Here is a 17,149-nt window from a genome sequence, read left to right on the forward strand (position 1 = left end):
ATGGCCGAGAGCGAAAGCGGTCAGGATAAAACAGAAGACCCCACGGAGAAGCGCAAGCAGGACTCCCGTGAAAAGGGTGAGATTGCGCGGTCCAAGGAGCTCAACACCCTGGCGATCATGCTGGTCGGTGCCTCGGCGCTGCTGATTTTTGGCGGCGCCATGGCGCAGGACATGATGGAGCTGATGCGCATCAACTTCTCGCTGCCGCGGGAGGTGATTCTGGATCAGCGCTCCATGGCCACCTACCTGATGCGCTCGGGGCAGATTGCCCTGTGGTCGATCCAGCCAGTGATGATCACGTTGGTGCTGGCCGCCATCATCGGTCCGATTTCCTTGGGTGGCTGGCTGTTCGCGCCAAGTTCCATGGCGCCCAAATTCAGCCGCTTGAACCCCGGTCCCGGCCTCAAGCGCATGTTCTCGACCAAGTCGCTGGTCGAACTGCTCAAGGCTCTGGCCAAGTTCATCATCATCCTGTTCGTGGCGCTGGCGGTGCTGTCGTCGGACATCGACGACCTGCTGCGCATCGCCCATGAGCCCTTGGATATGGCCATTATTCACAGTCTGCAAGTCGTGGGCTGGAGCACCTTGTGGATGGCCTGCGGATTGATCCTCATCGCTGCGGTGGATGTACCGGTGCAGCTCTGGGAAAGCCACAAGAAGCTGCTGATGACCAAGCAGGAAGTGCGCGATGAACACAAGGACCAGGAAGGGCGGCCGGAGGTCAAACAACGGATCCGTCAGCTGCAGCGCGAGATGTCCCAGCGACGGATGATGGCCGCCATTCCCGAGGCCGACGTGGTCATCACCAACCCGACGCACTACGCCGTGGCGCTCAAGTACGACCCGGAAAAGGGTAATGCGCCGGTATTGCTGGCCAAGGGTAGCGACTTCCTGGCCCTGAAGATCCGTGAGATCGCTGCGGCCAACGAGATTCTGTTGCTGGAGTCTCCGGCGCTGGCGCGGTCGATCTACTACTCCACGGAACTGGAGCAGGAGATTCCCGGCGGTCTCTACCTGGCGGTCGCGCAGGTGCTGGCTTACGTTTATCAGATTCGACAGTATCGGGCGGGCAAGGGCAAGCGGCCTGATCCGCTTAAGGATGATTTGCCGATTCCGCCGGATTTGAGGCGTGACTCCTAGATTGGATGCTGCACGTGCGAGTTAATAAATTGGATAGATTCCATCCCTGATTAGTAAACGGGCTTTTTCTGGATGAACTCCGGTTAATACGCCTTCTGTTGCTTTTACGGCTGTTACGTTAAGGCTTTCGTGAACAATATTTCTGCCTGAAAGGTTATTTTCTCTAAGTGCAGGTCTTATATTTTCTGCTGCATTTTTCATGTTGTATAAATCCACGTACCTATCTATGCGGTAAGGGAGCGGTGGAGGAAGTTGACTCATTTGTTCATGATTTAGTGTTGAGTAGATTAGTTCTTGAAGAGTGGGGTTGCGCTTTGTAGTTGTCCATATGCTATGCTCGGTTTTTGTTGATATTGTTGTTTCGTCAGCTATCACGACTTTAGTTCGATAATCATCGTCGCTCCATTTCCAGGTAGTCAATTCTTGCCAAGAGTTATCAGGTTTAAGTGTTTTCACATTTTTAGCTGTTGTGAATAGCGTTTCAGGTCCGTTTTTATAGGCGGGTCGAACAGGATTGGTTCCAAAGCGTGAAAAAAACGTGCGAAACAATTTTGTTATAGAAAAATGTCCATTTGGATCGTAACGATTTATTGGATCGCCTAAACAATAAGCATAGGTATTCAGCCCTCCCTTCCCAAATGGGCTTAAATTATCCGGACTATTAAACCGCATCAAATGCGGATTAAACGCCCGATAGCCATTTCCCAACAAATAATGCCCGGTCACCGGGTCCAGCCGTTCGCCGTTAAAACCCAGCAGGCTGAGCAAGCCGTTGAGTGCCGGGCGATGGCCATAAGGGGAGTAAGCGATGGGGGGCGGTTGGAGGCCCTTGTTGACGGTGTGTAATACCGAGCGTTGCAAGTCGGTAGCCAGCAACGTGGTATCGAGTGCGTCGCCCTCGCGTTGCTGCTGAGCCAATAAAAGGTCGTCGTTTTGAAAAATTGAATGCCTCGTCGCGCCCTGAATTTCGGTCGCCAAGCGGCTTTTGCAGTAAAAACGCTGGTGAGCGGGTACATCCGGTTGAAGCTGGCTGATCAGGCGATCCAGAGGGTCATAGCTGTAGCGGCAACGCAGGATGGGTTGTGTGGATTCCATGGAGGTCGCTCCAGATTCTCAAAGGGAGGGCGATTGAGTATCGGTCGGTCAGTCGCAGGTGGGTACTAGCAGAACTGATAGGTTCAGTAGTCTTTGCGGCGGGTGGGCAGTTCGGAGCGCCGCAATTCCTGTGGGAGTGAGCTTGCTCGCGATAGCGGTGGGTCAGCCAGCAAGTATGTTTGTTGTGCCGACGTCATCGCGAGCAAGCTCGCTCCCACTGGGTTCTCCGCTGTTCTGAAATTTAGCCTTTTTCTGAAGCCGCACAGGCTTACTCCACAACCTCAATTTCCCTCCACGCAAAAGTTGGAAAGCTTCTTGCAGTAGCCGCCCTGCGCCCGCTTCAGGCGTCAAAAGTTTGCTTTAAAGGAACGGGGAAAACCGGTGGATCGCTCTCAGTTATTCAACACTGCTCGCACAAACGTTGCCGATTTGAGTCGCGGCAATCTGGGCGTGCCGCTGTTGCTGCTGGTCATGCTGGCGATGATGATGTTGCCGGTGCCGCCGTTCCTGCTGGACGTGTTCTTCACCTTCAACATTGCCCTGTCCATCGTCGTGCTGCTGGTGTGCGTCTATGCTCTGCGCCCGCTGGATTTCGCGGTGTTTCCGACCATTCTGCTGGTGGCGACGTTGTTGCGCCTGGCGTTGAACGTGGCTTCGACGCGGGTGGTGATGCTCCACGGCCAGGACGGTCATGCGGCGGCCGGCAAGGTGATCCAGGCCTTCGGTGAGGTGGTGATCGGCGGTAACTACGTGGTCGGTATCGTGGTCTTCGCGATTTTGATGATCATCAACTTCGTCGTGGTGACCAAGGGCGCGGGGCGGATTTCCGAGGTGAGCGCGCGTTTCACCCTCGATGCGATGCCCGGCAAGCAAATGGCGATCGACGCCGACCTCAACGCCGGTCTGATCGATCAGGCCCAGGCCAAGGCCCGTCGTTCGGAAGTGGCCCAGGAAGCTGAGTTCTACGGTTCCATGGACGGCGCCAGCAAATTCGTCCGCGGTGACGCCATCGCCGGTCTGTTGATCCTGTTCATCAACCTGATCGGCGGCATGGCGGTCGGTATCTTCCAGCACGGCATGACCTTCGGTGACGCCGGTAAGGTGTATGCGCTGCTGACCATCGGTGACGGTTTGGTGGCGCAATTGCCATCACTGTTGTTATCGACAGCAGCGGCAATCATGGTGACCCGTGCGTCCGGTTCGGAAGACATGGGCAAGCAAATCAATCGCCAGATGTTCGCTTCGCCCAAGGCGCTGGCGGTGGCGGCCGGTTTGATGGCGGTCATGGGCCTGGTGCCCGGCATGCCGCACTTCTCGTTCCTGAGCATGGCGGCCCTGGCGGCCGGTGGCGCTTACCTGTTCTGGAAGAAGCAGAACGTCGCCAAGGTTCACGCCCTGCAAGAGGTCAAGCGCCAGCAGGAGTTGCTGCCGTCGCCGGCCCGCGCACAGGAAACCAAGGAGCTTGGCTGGGATGACGTGACACCGATCGACATGATCGGCCTGGAGGTGGGTTATCGCCTGATTCCGCTGGTGGACCGCAACCAGGGCGGCCAGTTGCTGGCGCGAATCAAGGGCGTGCGCAAGAAGCTGTCCCAGGATCTGGGCTTCCTGATGCCCACGGTGCATATCCGCGACAACCTCGACCTGGCGCCGAGTGCCTATCGCCTGACCCTCATGGGAGTGATCCTGGCCGAAGCGGAGATTTACCCGGATCGCGAGCTGGCGATCAACCCGGGGCAGGTCTACGGCACGCTCAACGGCATTACCGCCAAAGATCCGGCTTTCGGCCTGGAGGCGGTCTGGATCGAAATCAGCCAGCGCGCTCAGGCGCAATCCCTCGGTTATACGGTGGTCGATGCCAGTACAGTAGTGGCTACTCACTTGAACCAGATACTCTACAAGCATTCCAGTGAGCTGATCGGTCACGAAGAAGTGCAGCAACTCATGCAATTGCTGGCCAAAAGCTCGCCGAAACTGGCCGAGGAGCTGGTGCCGGGCGTGGTTTCGCTGTCGCAGTTGCTCAAGGTGCTGCAAGCGCTGTTGGCCGAACAAGTGCCTGTTCGCGATATCCGCAGTATTGCCGAGGCGATCGCCAACAATGCCGCCAAGAGTCAAGATACCGCCGCGCTGGTGGCTGCCGTGCGGGTTGGCGTATCCCGCGCAATCGTCCAAAGCATTGTAGGTACTGAGTCGGAGCTGCCAGTTATCACGCTGGAGCCAAGGTTGGAACAGATATTGCTCAATAGTCTGCAAAAGGCAGGACAAGGCTCGGAAGAGGGCGTTCTGCTGGAGCCAAGCATGGCTGAGAAGCTGCAACGTTCGTTGATCGACGCGGCGCAGCGTCAGGAGATGCAAGGTCAGCCGGTGATTCTGCTGGTGGCCGGTCCGGTTCGCGCGATGCTCTCGCGATTTGGCCGGCTCGCAGTCCCGGGTTTGCATGTGTTGGCTTACCAGGAAATCCCTGACAACAAGCAAGTGACCATCGTTGCGACAGTAGGGCCCAACGGCTGAGGTAGTGGTTTATGCAAGTTAAGCGTTTTTTCGCCGCCGATATGCGTCAGGCCATGAAGCTGGTTCGCGATGAGTTGGGCGCTGATGCCGCCATCATTGGCAACCGCCGGATCGCCGGGGGGGTCGAACTGACAGCTGCGCTGGATTACAAGTTGTCGGCGCTGGCGCCGCGGGTTCCGAACATGGAACTCGAAGACGAATTGCGCAAGACTCAGTCGCGGATCGTCACCGCCCAGGCCGAATTGAGCCTGCGTGGCGATGGCGAGAGCGACAATGCAACCAATCGCCAACTGTTCGCCGGATTGCCGTTGACTGCCGCCGAGCCTCTGATCGAGCCGACCTACGCCGAACCCCGTCGCCCCGCGCCGGCCGCTGCGCCAGCGTCCGGTGGCGTGGACCCGCGCGCGTTCGACTCGATGCGTTTCGAGCTCAACAGCCTGCGCGAACTCATGGAAGTACAACTCGGCTCCCTGGCCTGGAATCAGCTGCAAGGCAGCCGTCCGGACCAGGCCAACCTCTGGCGTCGCCTGCAACGTATCGGCCTGTCTGGCCCGCTGTCGCGCGACCTGCTGGCAATGATCACCGAAATCGAAGAGCCTCGTCAGGCCTGGCGTATGTTGCTGGCGCACCTGGCGCGCATGATCGTCACTCCGGACGTCGAGCCGCTGGAAGAGGGCGGAGTGATCGCCATGGTCGGCCCTGCCGGCATGGGCAAGACCACCACCCTGGCCAAGCTGGCCGCCCGTTACGTACTCAAGTACGGCGCGCAGAACATTGCGCTGGTGAGCATGGACAGCTTCCGCATCGGCGCCCAGGAACAGCTCAAGACCCTGGGGCGCATTCTCAATGTGTCGGTGACCCACGTCGATCCCGGCCAGTCCCTGGTGCAGGCCCTGGAGCCGTTGCTGCGCAAACGCGTGGTGCTGATCGATACCGCGGGCCTGCAGGCCAGCGATCCGGCGCTGCGCATGCAGCTCGAAAGCCTGGCCGGTCGCGGCATCAAATCAAAAAATTATCTGGTCCTGGCAACCACCAGCCAGAAACAGGTTCTAACGGCCGCGTATCACAGTTACAAGCGCTGCGGGCTCTCCGGCTGCATTCTGACTAAACTGGATGAAACGGCTAGTCTGGGTGAGGTGTTGAGCCTTGCCATCAGCCATGAACTGCCGGTGGCTTACCTGACCGATGGCCCGCGGATCCCGGATGATTTGCATCTGCCGCGCCGTCATCAATTGGTCAGCCGCGCCGTGAGCGTGCAAATGCAGGAAGAACCCAGCGAAGAAGCCATGGCTGACATGTTCGCTGACATCTACCACAGCCCGACCAAGCAGGTTGGCTGAGGTAATAATGAACAGTTTTTGTACCTACATCGATGGTCTGCCATGCATTGTTCCGTTTGTGAACGCGCAGCCAGTAATGTGGCCTCCGTCTATGCAAGACAAGGTAAAGAAATAACATGGGCAGCATGCATCCCGTACAGGTGATCGCGGTGACCGGCGGCAAAGGTGGCGTCGGGAAAACTAATGTGTCAGTGAACTTGTCCCTGGCTTTGGCCGAACTTGGCCGGCGCGTCATGCTGTTGGACGCCGACCTGGGACTGGCGAACGTCGACGTTCTGCTGGGCCTGACACCCAAACGTACCCTGGCCGACGTGATCGAGGGCCGCTGCGAACTGCGCGATGTATTGCTGCAGGGACCCGGCGGCATCCGTATCGTTCCGGCCGCATCCGGCACTCAGAGCATGGTGCATCTGAGCCCCGCGCAACACGCCGGCCTGATCCAGGCTTTCAGTGATATCGGCGATAACCTCGACGTACTGGTGATCGACACCGCTGCGGGCATTGGTGACTCGGTAGTCAGTTTCGTCCGCGCAGCCCAGGAAGTGCTGCTGGTGGTGTGCGACGAGCCGACCTCGATCACCGATGCCTACGCCTTGATTAAGTTGCTCAATCGCGACTACGGCATGAACCGCTTCCGCGTCCTGGCCAACATGGCCCAGAGCCCGCAGGAAGGACGCAACCTGTTCGCCAAGTTGACCAAGGTCACGGATCGCTTCCTCGACGTCGCCCTGCAATACGTCGGTGCGGTGCCTTACGACGAAAGCGTGCGCAAGGCCGTGCAGAAGCAGCGCGCCGTCTACGAGGCCTTCCCTCGTTCCAAGTGCTCGCTGGCGTTCAAGGCCATCGCGCAGAAGGTTGATACCTGGCCGCTGCCTGCCAACCCGCGCGGGCACCTGGAGTTTTTCGTCGAGCGCCTCGTGCAGCAGACAGCAGGACCTGTTCTATGACAGCCAGCGGCTACAACCTCTACAAGAAGTCGGCACGTGATGCGCAGTACGAGCTGATCGAGCGTTACGCGCCGCTGGTTAAACGCATTGCCTACCACTTGCTGGCGCGTTTACCGGCCAGTGTCCAGGTCGAAGACCTGATCCAGGCCGGGATGATTGGCCTGCTTGAAGTGTCGACCAAATATGACGCCGGCAAAGGCGCCAGTTTCGAGACGTACGCGGGCATACGAATCCGCGGCGCCATGCTCGATGAAGTGCGCAAGGGGGACTGGGCGCCACGTTCGGTCCACCGCAATACGCGCATGGTCAGCGATGCCATTCGCTCGATTGAAGCTAAAACCGGCCGTGACGCTAAAGATCACGAAGTTGCGGCCGAACTCCAATTGAGTCTCGACGATTACTACGGGATTTTGAACGACACCCTGGGCAGCCGGCTGTTCAGTTTCGACGACCTGTTGCAGGACGGCGAACACGAAGGGCTGCACGAGGATGGCGCGAGTGCTCATGTCGAGCCGTCACGCGACCTGGAGGATGAACGCTTCCAGGCTGCGCTGGCGGATGCGATTGCCAATTTGCCGGAGCGTGAGCGACTGGTGTTGGCGCTGTACTACGACGAAGAGTTGAATCTCAAGGAAATCGGTGAGGTCCTGGGGGTCAGCGAATCGCGGGTCAGCCAGTTACACAGCCAGTGCGCGGCCCGTTTGCGGGGGCGTTTGGGGGAGTGGCGAGCGCGCTGAAGGCAGTGTGGGGGACACTGCGAACGAGGCTGGTGTGGTGTTGAACTGCGCCGGTCGCGATCTGTTGTGCTCCAGACAGTCATTGAGTGCTTTGCCGGATTGATTGAAATGGCGTGTCCAGGTGCTGGGCGCGTTTAAGACTGCTTGGAGGTCGAATTGGACAAGAACATGAAAATCCTCATCGTTGATGACTTCTCAACGATGCGGCGGATCATCAAGAACCTGCTGCGTGACCTTGGGTTCACCAACACCGTCGAGGCCGACGATGGCACTACCGCCATCCCGGTGCTCAACAGCGGAAGCATCGACTTTCTGGTAACGGACTGGAACATGCCTGGCATGACCGGTATCGATCTGCTGCGCCACGTGCGTGCCGATGAAAAGCTCAAGCACCTGCCGGTGCTGATGGTGACCGCTGAAGCCAAGCGCGAACAGATCATCGAAGCGGCCCAGGCCGGCGTTAACGGCTATGTGGTCAAGCCCTTCACGGCCCAGGCGTTGAAAGAAAAAATCGAGAAGATTTTCGAACGCATCGGTTGATGAGTGCGCCACGGGGGAGCTATGGGCAATAACGAAACTTCATTGGGCGATTTTGAATCGACCCTGAAAAAACACGCCGTCGAATTGGTCGAGAGCCTTGAAAAAGGCAAGTTCGGCGACGCGGTGCAATTGATCCATGAGCTCAACCAGACCCGTGACCGCGGCCTGTATCAGGAAGTGGGCAAGCTCACCCGCGAACTGCATAGCGCGATCGTCAATTTCCAGATTGACCCGCACATGCCGCAGGCCGAAGAAGTGTCGCAGATCACCGACGCCACCGAGCGCCTGGGGTATGTGGTCAAGCTGACCGAGGCTGCGGCCAACCGCACCATGGATCTGGTGGAAAGTGCCACACCACTGGTCAATGGCCTGGCCGATGAAGCCAAGGTGTTGAGCGCGGACTGGGGGCGCTTCATGCGTCGCGAAGTCGGCGCCGAAGAGTTTCGTGAACTGGCCCGGCGGGTCGACGGGTTCCTGACGCGCAGCGGCACGGACAATCGCGCGGTGTCGGGCAACCTGAACGACATCCTGCTCGCCCAGGATTACCAGGACCTCACAGGCCAGGTGATCAAGCGTGTGACCCAGTTGGTCACCGAAGTTGAAAGCAACCTGCTCAAGCTCGTGCTGATGGCCAGTCAGGTGGACCGCTTTGCGGGCATCGAACATGACCGTGAAGCGATGCTTGCTGAAAAAGATCCACAAAAACATCTCTCTCAGGGTGAAGGTCCGCAGATTCATGCCGATAAAAGAGAAGACGTTGTGTCCGGTCAGGACGATGTGGACGATTTGCTATCCAGCCTAGGGTTTTAGAATTTTAGGCATTTTAGGTTTTTAGACCTTTAGGAGCACCCCCTTAATGAGCTTCGGCGCCGATGAAGAGATCCTTCAGGATTTCCTGGTTGAGGCCGGCGAGATTCTAGAGCAACTGTCCGAGCAACTGGTCGAGCTGGAAAGCCGCCCGGATGATGCGGATTTGCTCAATGCAATTTTTCGCGGTTTTCACACTGTAAAAGGGGGCGCCGGCTTCCTCCAGCTCAACGAGCTGGTGGAGTGCTGCCACATCGCCGAGAACGTGTTCGACATCCTGCGCAAGGGTGAGCGTCGCGTCGACTCGGAACTGATGGACGTGGTTCTCGAAGCGCTGGACGCGGTGAACAGCATGTTCAGCGAAGTCCGCGAACGCAGCCCGATCACGGCCGCGACACCGGAACTGCTCGCGGCACTGGCCCGTCTGGCCGAGCCGCAATCGGCTGACGAGGCGGCTGCCGCACCTGTCGTCGCCGTGGTCGAAGCGCCTGTGGCTGAAAGCGAATCGGGCGATATCACCGACAATGAATTCGAACAACTGCTGGACTCACTGAACGCCGTCAAGGCCCAGGCCGAGGCCCCGGCGGCTGTTCCAGCGCCTGCCGGCAATGCCGCTGGCAGCGACGAAATCACCGATGCCGAGTTCGAGTCGTTGCTCGATCAACTGCACGGTAAAGGCCAGTTCGCCGTTGACGCGGTGGTCCAGGCACCGGCTGCGCCAGAAGCCCCGAAAGCGGCTGGCGACAGTTCCGATATTACTGACGACGAATTCGAAGCACTGCTCGACCAGCTGCACGGCAAGGGTAATTTTGCTGTCGAGGCGCTGGAGTCGGCCATTGCTTCTGTGCCTGCACCCGCGGCACCAAGCGCGGTGGCGGCCGGCAGCGATCTGATTTCCGATCACGAGTTCGAAGCGCTGCTCGACGAATTGCACGGCAAAGGCAAGTTCACTGAAGTGGGCGCGACGGTTGGAACGGCAACCGGCGCCAACGCCTCGGTTGCGGCACCTGCCGCCAAGGCAGCCGCGCCGAAACCGGTGGCCAGGGCCCCCGAGCCAAAAACCGAAGCGCCGGCCCCGGCAACTGCTGCACCGGCATCGTCCCGTGCCCCGGCCGCGCCACCGGCGGAAAAGCCGGCGAGCGAAGCCGAGACCACGGTACGTGTCGATACCGCGCGTCTGGACGAGATCATGAACATGGTCGGCGAGTTGGTGCTGGTGCGTAACCGCCTGGTCCGCCTGGGCCTCAACAGCGGCGACGAAGCCATGTCCAAGGCCGTGTCGAACCTCGACGTGGTCACCGCCGACTTGCAAACCGCAGTCATGAAGACCCGGATGCAACCGATCAAGAAAGTCTTCGGGCGCTTCCCGCGCCTGGTTCGCGACTTGGCCCGCCAGCTCAAGAAAGAGATCAACCTGGAGCTGGTCGGCGAAGAAACCGACCTCGACAAGAACCTCGTCGAGGCCCTGGCCGACCCGCTGGTCCACTTGGTGCGCAACGCGGTTGACCACGGCATCGAGTCGCCGGAAGAACGCGAAGCCTCGGGCAAGGCCCGGGGTGGCAAGGTGATCCTGGCGGCGGAGCAGGAAGGCGACCACATCCTGCTGTCGATCTCCGACGACGGCAAGGGCATGGACCCGAACGTGCTGCGTTCCATCGCGGTAAAACGCGGTGTGATGGACAAGGACGCCGCCGATCGCCTGAGCGACACCGAATGCTACAACCTGATCTTCGCCCCGGGTTTCTCGACCAAGACCGAGATTTCCGACGTATCGGGTCGTGGCGTGGGCATGGACGTGGTGAAAACCAAGATTTCCCAGCTCAACGGCTCGATCAACATCTACTCGGCCAAGGGCCAGGGTTCGAAGATCGTCATCAAGGTGCCGCTGACCCTGGCGATCATGCCGACGCTGATGGTCATGCTCGGTAACCAGGCGTTCGCGTTCCCGCTGGTGAACGTCAACGAGATCTTCCACCTCGACCTGTCGACCACCAACGTCGTGGACGGCCAGGAAGTGGTGATCGTGCGGGACAAGGCGCTGCCATTGTTCTATCTCAAACGCTGGCTGGTCAGCTCCGCCGCTCACGAAGAGCAGCGCGAGGGCCATGTGGTGATCCTTTCGGTGGGCACGCAGCGGATCGGCTTTGTCGTCGATCAACTGGTGGGCCAGGAAGAAGTAGTCATCAAGCCATTGGGCAAAATGCTCCAGGGAACCCCGGGCATGTCCGGCGCCACCATCACCGGTGACGGCCGCATCGCGCTGATTCTCGATGTTCCGAGCATGCTCAAGCGTTACGCCACACGGCGTATTTGATTCTGGTGGAGCGAGGCGCCTGGCCTCGCTCCATCTAATGGAGTGTTTATGGCAGTCAAAGTCCTGGTGGTGGACGATTCGGGGTTTTTCCGCCGCCGCGTCTCGGAAATTCTTTCAGCGGATTCCAATATCCAGGTCGTCGGCACGGCGACCAACGGCAAAGAGGCGATCGATCAGGCGCTGGCCCTCAAGCCGGATGTGATCACCATGGACTACGAGATGCCGATGATGGACGGCATCACCGCCGTGCGGCACATCATGCAACGCTGCCCGACCCCGGTCCTGATGTTCTCTTCGCTGACCCATGAAGGCGCCCGGGTCACCCTCGATGCGCTGGATGCCGGCGCGGTGGACTTCCTGCCGAAGAATTTCGAAGACATCTCGCGCAACCCCGAGAAGGTCAAACAACTGTTGTGCGAGAAGATCCTGAGCATCTCGCGCAGCAATCGTCGCGTCAGCACTTACAGCGCTCCGGCCCCTGTGGCCGCACCTGCTCCAACAGCTGCGCCTTCGAGCGTCGGCAGTTACGGAAGCAGCGCGCCCGCGCGTCCGGCACCGATCCCTGCGCGTACGCATGCGGCCACTGCGTCGTCGCCCGCGCCGAAACGCAAAGCCTTCAAACTGGTGGCCATCGGTACGTCCACCGGCGGCCCGGTCGCCCTGCAGCGAGTGTTGACTCAATTGCCGGCCAACTTCCCGGCCCCGATCGTGCTGGTTCAACACATGCCGGCGGCCTTCACCAAGGCCTTCGCCGAACGCCTGGACAAGCTCTGCCGCATCAGCGTCAAGGAGGCCGAGGATGGCGATATCCTGCGTCCGGGCCTGGCGCTGCTGGCGCCGGGTGGCAAGCAGATGATGATCGACGGCCGCGGCGCGGTGAAAATCCTCCCGGGTGACGAACGTCTCAATTACAAGCCGTGCGTGGACATCACCTTCGGTTCGGCAGCCAAGACCTACGGTGACAAAGTTCTGGCGGTGGTCCTGACCGGCATGGGTGCCGACGGCCGCGAAGGCGCGCGCCTGCTCAAGCAGGGCGGCAGTTCGATCTGGGCCCAGGACGAAGCCAGTTGCGTGATCTACGGCATGCCGATGGCCATCGTCAAAGCCGAGCTTGCCGACGCGGTGTACAGCCTGGACGACATTGGCAGGCACCTGGTCGAGGCCTGTATCTGATGGATGTCCTAAGCCTGATTGGCATCATCATGGCCTTTGTCGCGATCATCGGCGGCAACTACCTTGAAGGCGGTCACCTCGGCGCCCTGGCCAACGGCCCGGCAGCGCTGATCGTGCTCGGCGGCACCATTGGCGCCGCGCTACTGCAATCGCCGATGAGTGCCTTCAAGCGTGCCATGCAGATCCTCGCCTGGATCCTGTTCCCGCCCCGTGTCGATCTGGCCGGTGGCATCGACCGCGTGGTGAACTGGAGCCTGACCGCCCGCAAGGAAGGCCTGCTGGGCCTTGAAGGCATCGCCGACGCCGAGCCGGACAACTACGCACGCAAAGGCCTGCAACTGCTGGTTGACGGCGCCGAGCCGGAAGCGATCCGCAGCATTCTGGAAGTGGACTTCTACACCCAGGAAAGCCGCGACATCGAAGCGGCCAAAGTCTTCGAAAGCATGGGCGGTTACGCGCCGACCATCGGCATCATCGGTGCGGTCATGGGCCTGATTCATGTCATGGGCAACCTCGCTGATCCATCGCAACTGGGCAGCGGTATTGCCGTGGCGTTCGTCGCCACTATCTACGGCGTGGCCAGTGCCAACCTGGTGCTGCTGCCGATTGCCGCCAAACTCAAATCCATCGCGTTACGTCAGTCGCGTTATCGCGAGATGTTGCTGGAAGGGCTCCTGTCGATCGCCGAAGGTGAAAACCCTCGCTCCATTGAGTTGAAGCTTCAGGGCTTCATGGATTAAGGGAATAAGCTCATGGCCCGTCGTCGACATCAGGAAGAACACGTTAACCACGAGCGCTGGCTGGTGTCCTACGCGGACTTCATCACCTTGCTGTTCGCCTTTTTCGTGGTGATGTACTCCATCTCGTCGATCAACGAAGGCAAGTACAAGGTCATTTCCGAGGCGCTGATCGGGGTCTTTACCGATTCCGATCGTTCGCTCAAGCCGATCCCGATCGGTGACGAGCGACCGAAGACCGTGACCCCGGCCAAGCCGCTGGTCAAGGACAGTGACCAGGTCGATGCCGGCGTCTCCGGCGCCAGCGATCCGCTCAAGAGCATCGCCGACGACATCAGTGCGGCGTTCGGTGACCTGATCAGCTCCAACCAGATGACCGTGCGCGGCAACGAGTTGTGGGTTGAGATCGAGCTCAATTCCAGCCTGCTGTTCGGCAGTGGCGACGCCATGCCCAGCGACATCGCGTTCAACATCATCGACAAGGTCGCGGCGATCCTGAAGCCGTTCGACAACCCGATCCATGTCGAAGGTTTCACTGACGATCAGCCGATCCGCACCGCGCAGTACCCGACCAACTGGGAGCTGTCCTCGGCCCGCTCGGCCAGCATCGTGCGCATGCTGGCGATGCAGGGGGTGAACCCCGGTCGCCTGGCTTCAGTGGGCTACGGCGAGTTTCAGCCGGTGGCCAACAACGCCACCGCCGAAGGCCGCGCCCGAAACCGTCGCGTGGTGCTGGTGGTGTCGCGCAACCTCGATGTTCGCCGCAGCCTGACCGGCACCGGAACCGCCCATGCGCAACCGGATGCCGCATTGAAGCGTGCTGGCACACAAACTGCACCGACCCCGGTCAAGTCGCCGGTACGAGAGAACGCCGTCAATTCTCCGTCACCCGCATTAACACGTTGAGCTATTTCTCGGTCGATCCGTTCGGCCGGGAGGAACAATCCGAATGAGAGTCTGGGCAGTCGCCAATCAAAAGGGTGGTGTCGGTAAAACCACTTCCTCCATCGCTTTAGCCGGTTTACTGGCGGAGGCGGGCAAGCGCGTGGTCGTGGTCGATCTCGACCCCCACGGCTCCATGACCAGCTACTTCGGCTACGATCCCGACGCCCTGGAGCACAGCAGCTACGATTTGTTCCTGCACAAAGGCAACGTGCCCCAAGGCCTGCCGGGTCAACTGCTGCTGTCGACCAGTGACGAGCGCATCTCCCTGTTGCCCTCCAGCACCGCACTGGCCACCCTTGAGCGCCAGTCGCCGGGGCAGAGCGGTTTGGGCCTGGTGATTGCCAAGAGCCTGGCGCAACTGTGGCAGGACTTCGATTACGCCGTGATCGACAGCCCGCCATTGCTCGGCGTGCTGATGGTCAATGCCTTGGCGGCGAGCCAGCAACTGGTGATCCCGGTGCAGACCGAGCATCTGGCGGTCAAAGGCCTTGAGCGCATGGTCAACACCCTGGCGATGATCAATCGCTCTCGCAAACAGGCGCTGCCCTTCACCATCGTGCCAACCCTGTTTGACCGCCGCACCCAGGCGTCCCTCGGAACGTTGCGCGTGCTGCGCGACAAATTCCCCGACGAAATCTGGCAAGGCTATATCCCGGTGGACACGCGCCTGCGCGACGCCAGCCGCGCCGGTCTGACGCCTTCACAATTCGACGGCAAGAGCCGTGGCGTTCTCGCTTACCGTGCGTTGCTCAAGCATTTGCTGGCGGCGCAACTTGTGCCACAGGTGGCATGAGATGAAACCAATCCCTGTAGGAGCGAGCTTGCTCGCGATGGACGACAACGATTACGTGCGCTGTCTGGATGATCGCGTTTCCCGACAGTTTTTCGCGAGCAAGCTCGCTCCTGCAGGGGGGCAGCCATGAACCGGCCGTTTAAGACCACCTCGCGCCCGCAACTGGCGCTTCAGTCTTATCTGGACAGCTTGCTGCAGGACATCACCGAGGAATTTGCGCCACAAATCGAAGCGCCTCCCCGGGTGGTCGAGGTTGAAGCGGCGCTGGACGAATTCCAGGCGGCAGTGCTCGAAGAACAGGCCCACGATGCGCAGAAAATTGTGGTTGCTCCCGCTCCTGTGGTCACGCCGGTAGCGAAGGCTCCAGTAGCTGTGGTCGAAGCACCGACACCCATGCTGGCGCCGGTATCGACCATCGCACCGTTGCTCCAGGCGTTGGTGCCGCCGGCCGTCGAGGTGCAGCCAGCACCGGAGCCAGCTGTTGTCGAAGTGCCTCAGGCACTGGTGCCGCCAGTCGTCGAAGTTCATCTGCCGCCAAGCAATACGCCGCCACCGGTGGAAACCGACGGTCGTCCGTCCTGGGCTGCCGAACCCTTCGAATGCCTGCTGTTCGATGTCGCCGGCTTGACCCTGGCGGTGCCGCTGGTGTGCCTGGGGTCGATTTACTCCCTGGCCGGCCACGAGTTGACCCCATTGTTCGGCCAGCCCGAATGGTTCCTGGGCATCCTGCCGAGCCAGGCCGGCAATCTCAAGGTGCTCGATACCGCGCGTTGGGTCATGCCCGACCGATACCGCGACGATTTCAAGCAAGGTCTTCAATACGTGATTTCGGTGCAAGGCTACGAGTGGGGGCTGGCAGTGCATCAGGTCAGCCGCTCGTTGCGCCTGAACCCGAATGAAATCAAATGGAGAAGTCACCGAGGTCAGCGGCCATGGCTCGCCGGCACGGTAATTGAACACATGTGCGCCTTGCTCGATGTCGCCTCACTGGCCGAGTTGATCGCCAGCGGCGGAGCCCGGCACATGTCCGGCGACAAGCCGGGCCACAAACCGACATCAGTCAAATAAACAAAACAGGCGACGTCACTCTGATGATGTTGCACAGAACACACACCGCCAGGGCGGTTTCTTGAGGGGGCAGGGTATGAATGACAAGGCAACGGCGGCAAAAGGTTCCGAAGATCCGATCCTGCAATGGGTCACCTTCAAGCTGGACAACGAGACCTACGGCATCAACGTGATGCGCGTCCAGGAAGTCTTGCGTTACACCGAAATCGCCCCGGTCCCGGGTGCCCCGAGCTACGTGCTGGGCATCATCAACCTGCGCGGCAACGTCGTGACCGTGATCGACACCCGCCAGCGCTTCGGCCTGATGAATGCCGAGATCAGCGACAACACCCGTATCGTCATCATCGAAGCCGACAAGCAGGTGGTCGGGATCATGGTCGACAGCGTGGCCGAAGTGGTTTACCTGCGTCAGTCGGAAATCGAAACCGCGCCGAACGTGGGTAACGAAGAGTCCGCCAAGTTCATTCAAGGCGTATGCAACAAGAACAACGAATTGCTCATCCTGGTCGAGCTCGACAAGATGATGAGCGAAGAAGAATGGTCGGAACTGGAGAGTATCTGATTGATTCTCGAGGTTGCGGTCATTGTCCTGTTCCTGTTTTGGGCAGGCACGCTGGCAATGTTCCTGGCGTACATTCGCGGTCAAAAGCAGATCGCCGCGCAACAGGCCCAAGGTGATGCGCTGCGCGATCAGCGCATCAAGGACCTGGCCAGGCGCGTCGAGGATTACCAGAACGGCAATGTGCGCATGGGCGAGGACCTGCATGAACTGCGGGCGATCGTTGCGCCCTTGCCGGACAAACTCGCCCAGCTGGAACAACGCGACCCCTCAAGCCTGTCGTTCGCCCAGGCGGCGCGACTGGTCGGGATGGGCGCCAGCGTCAGCGAACTGACCCAGTCCTGCGGCTTGACCCAGGCTGAGGCGGAGTTGATGAGCAAGTTGCACAAGAACTGACAGCCTGTAGGAGCGAGCCCGCTCGCGATGGACGTTAACGATGACGC

Annotated in this window: 16 protein-coding genes; 15 read left to right on the forward strand and 1 reads right to left on the reverse strand. The window is 60.0% G+C overall.

Translation table 11 applies throughout. The features are described from left to right. Nucleotides 1–1,140 carry a flagellar biosynthesis protein FlhB gene (flhB, locus tag PSJE_RS05430; protein WP_090453843.1) on the forward strand — a complete coding sequence of 380 codons (1,140 nt, stop codon included), beginning with the start codon at nucleotides 1–3 and terminating at the stop codon, nucleotides 1,138–1,140. A 21-nt stretch (nucleotides 1,141–1,161) separates the two neighbouring features. Here flhB and PSJE_RS05435 read toward each other — a convergent pair whose 3' ends face one another. Further along, nucleotides 1,162–2,235, reverse strand: coding sequence for an RHS repeat-associated core domain-containing protein (locus PSJE_RS05435; protein WP_090453845.1), 1,074 nt, complete (start codon nucleotides 2,233–2,235; stop codon nucleotides 1,162–1,164). A 381-nt stretch (nucleotides 2,236–2,616) separates the two neighbouring features. Between PSJE_RS05435 and flhA the strand changes: the two genes are divergently transcribed. The 14 genes from flhA (at nucleotide 2,617) to PSJE_RS05505 (ending at nucleotide 17,102) form a co-directional block, all read left to right on the forward strand. Beyond that, entirely contained in the window at nucleotides 2,617–4,746 is a 2,130-nt protein-coding gene (gene flhA / locus PSJE_RS05440; protein WP_057715875.1) for a flagellar biosynthesis protein FlhA, read from the forward strand. An 11-nt stretch (nucleotides 4,747–4,757) separates the two neighbouring features. Further along, nucleotides 4,758–6,086, forward strand: coding sequence for a flagellar biosynthesis GTPase FlhF (flhF, locus tag PSJE_RS05445; protein ID WP_090453847.1), 1,329 nt, complete (start codon nucleotides 4,758–4,760; stop codon nucleotides 6,084–6,086). 116 nt (nucleotides 6,087–6,202) lie between these two features. Further along, the gene (gene fleN, locus PSJE_RS05450) at nucleotides 6,203–7,033 is read left to right on the forward strand and encodes a flagellar synthesis regulator FleN (protein ID WP_008001746.1); all 831 of its coding nucleotides are present in this window, start codon (nucleotides 6,203–6,205) and stop codon (nucleotides 7,031–7,033) included. Next, nucleotides 7,030–7,770 carry an RNA polymerase sigma factor FliA gene (gene fliA, locus PSJE_RS05455; protein WP_057715873.1) on the forward strand — a complete coding sequence of 247 codons (741 nt, stop codon included), beginning with the start codon at nucleotides 7,030–7,032 and terminating at the stop codon, nucleotides 7,768–7,770. The genes fleN and fliA overlap by 4 nt, the downstream gene beginning before the upstream one ends. Before the next feature lie 168 nt (nucleotides 7,771–7,938). Next, nucleotides 7,939–8,310 (forward strand): chemotaxis response regulator CheY, encoded by a 372-nt coding sequence (locus PSJE_RS05460; protein WP_003183998.1) that lies wholly within the window; start codon nucleotides 7,939–7,941, stop codon nucleotides 8,308–8,310. A 21-nt stretch (nucleotides 8,311–8,331) separates the two neighbouring features. Then, a complete protein-coding gene (locus PSJE_RS05465; RefSeq protein WP_008052267.1) occupies nucleotides 8,332–9,120 on the forward strand; it encodes a protein phosphatase CheZ in 789 nt (262 codons plus the stop codon). Between the two features lie 46 nt (nucleotides 9,121–9,166). Continuing rightward, the gene (locus tag PSJE_RS05470) at nucleotides 9,167–11,431 is read left to right on the forward strand and encodes a chemotaxis protein CheA (protein ID WP_090453849.1); all 2,265 of its coding nucleotides are present in this window, start codon (nucleotides 9,167–9,169) and stop codon (nucleotides 11,429–11,431) included. 48 nt (nucleotides 11,432–11,479) lie between these two features. Further along, on the forward strand, nucleotides 11,480–12,604 hold the full coding sequence (locus tag PSJE_RS05475) for a protein-glutamate methylesterase/protein-glutamine glutaminase (protein WP_090453850.1): 1,125 nt from the start codon (nucleotides 11,480–11,482) through the stop codon (nucleotides 12,602–12,604). Continuing rightward, nucleotides 12,604–13,344, forward strand: a complete 741-nt coding sequence (locus PSJE_RS05480; RefSeq protein WP_057715870.1) for a flagellar motor protein — start codon at nucleotides 12,604–12,606, stop codon at nucleotides 13,342–13,344. The genes PSJE_RS05475 and PSJE_RS05480 overlap by 1 nt, the downstream gene beginning before the upstream one ends. A 12-nt stretch (nucleotides 13,345–13,356) precedes the next feature. Then, entirely contained in the window at nucleotides 13,357–14,247 is an 891-nt protein-coding gene (motD, locus tag PSJE_RS05485) for a flagellar motor protein MotD (protein ID WP_056721611.1), read from the forward strand. 43 nt (nucleotides 14,248–14,290) lie between these two features. Further along, nucleotides 14,291–15,079, forward strand: coding sequence for a ParA family protein (locus PSJE_RS05490; protein WP_008000390.1), 789 nt, complete (start codon nucleotides 14,291–14,293; stop codon nucleotides 15,077–15,079). A gap of 126 nt (nucleotides 15,080–15,205) precedes the next feature. Next, nucleotides 15,206–16,147, forward strand: a complete 942-nt coding sequence (locus tag PSJE_RS05495) for a CheW domain-containing protein (RefSeq protein WP_090453851.1) — start codon at nucleotides 15,206–15,208, stop codon at nucleotides 16,145–16,147. A 76-nt stretch (nucleotides 16,148–16,223) separates the two neighbouring features. Next, nucleotides 16,224–16,709, forward strand: coding sequence for a chemotaxis protein CheW (locus tag PSJE_RS05500; protein WP_007980742.1), 486 nt, complete (start codon nucleotides 16,224–16,226; stop codon nucleotides 16,707–16,709). After that, nucleotides 16,710–17,102: a DUF2802 domain-containing protein gene (locus PSJE_RS05505; protein ID WP_090453853.1), complete on the forward strand. Its 393-nt coding sequence runs from the start codon at nucleotides 16,710–16,712 to the stop codon at nucleotides 17,100–17,102. It abuts the gene before it with no gap. Nucleotides 17,103–17,149 lie beyond the last annotated feature (47 nt).

This window comes from Pseudomonas jessenii, assembly GCF_002236115.1.
Lineage (GTDB): Bacteria > Pseudomonadota > Gammaproteobacteria > Pseudomonadales > Pseudomonadaceae > Aquipseudomonas > Aquipseudomonas jessenii.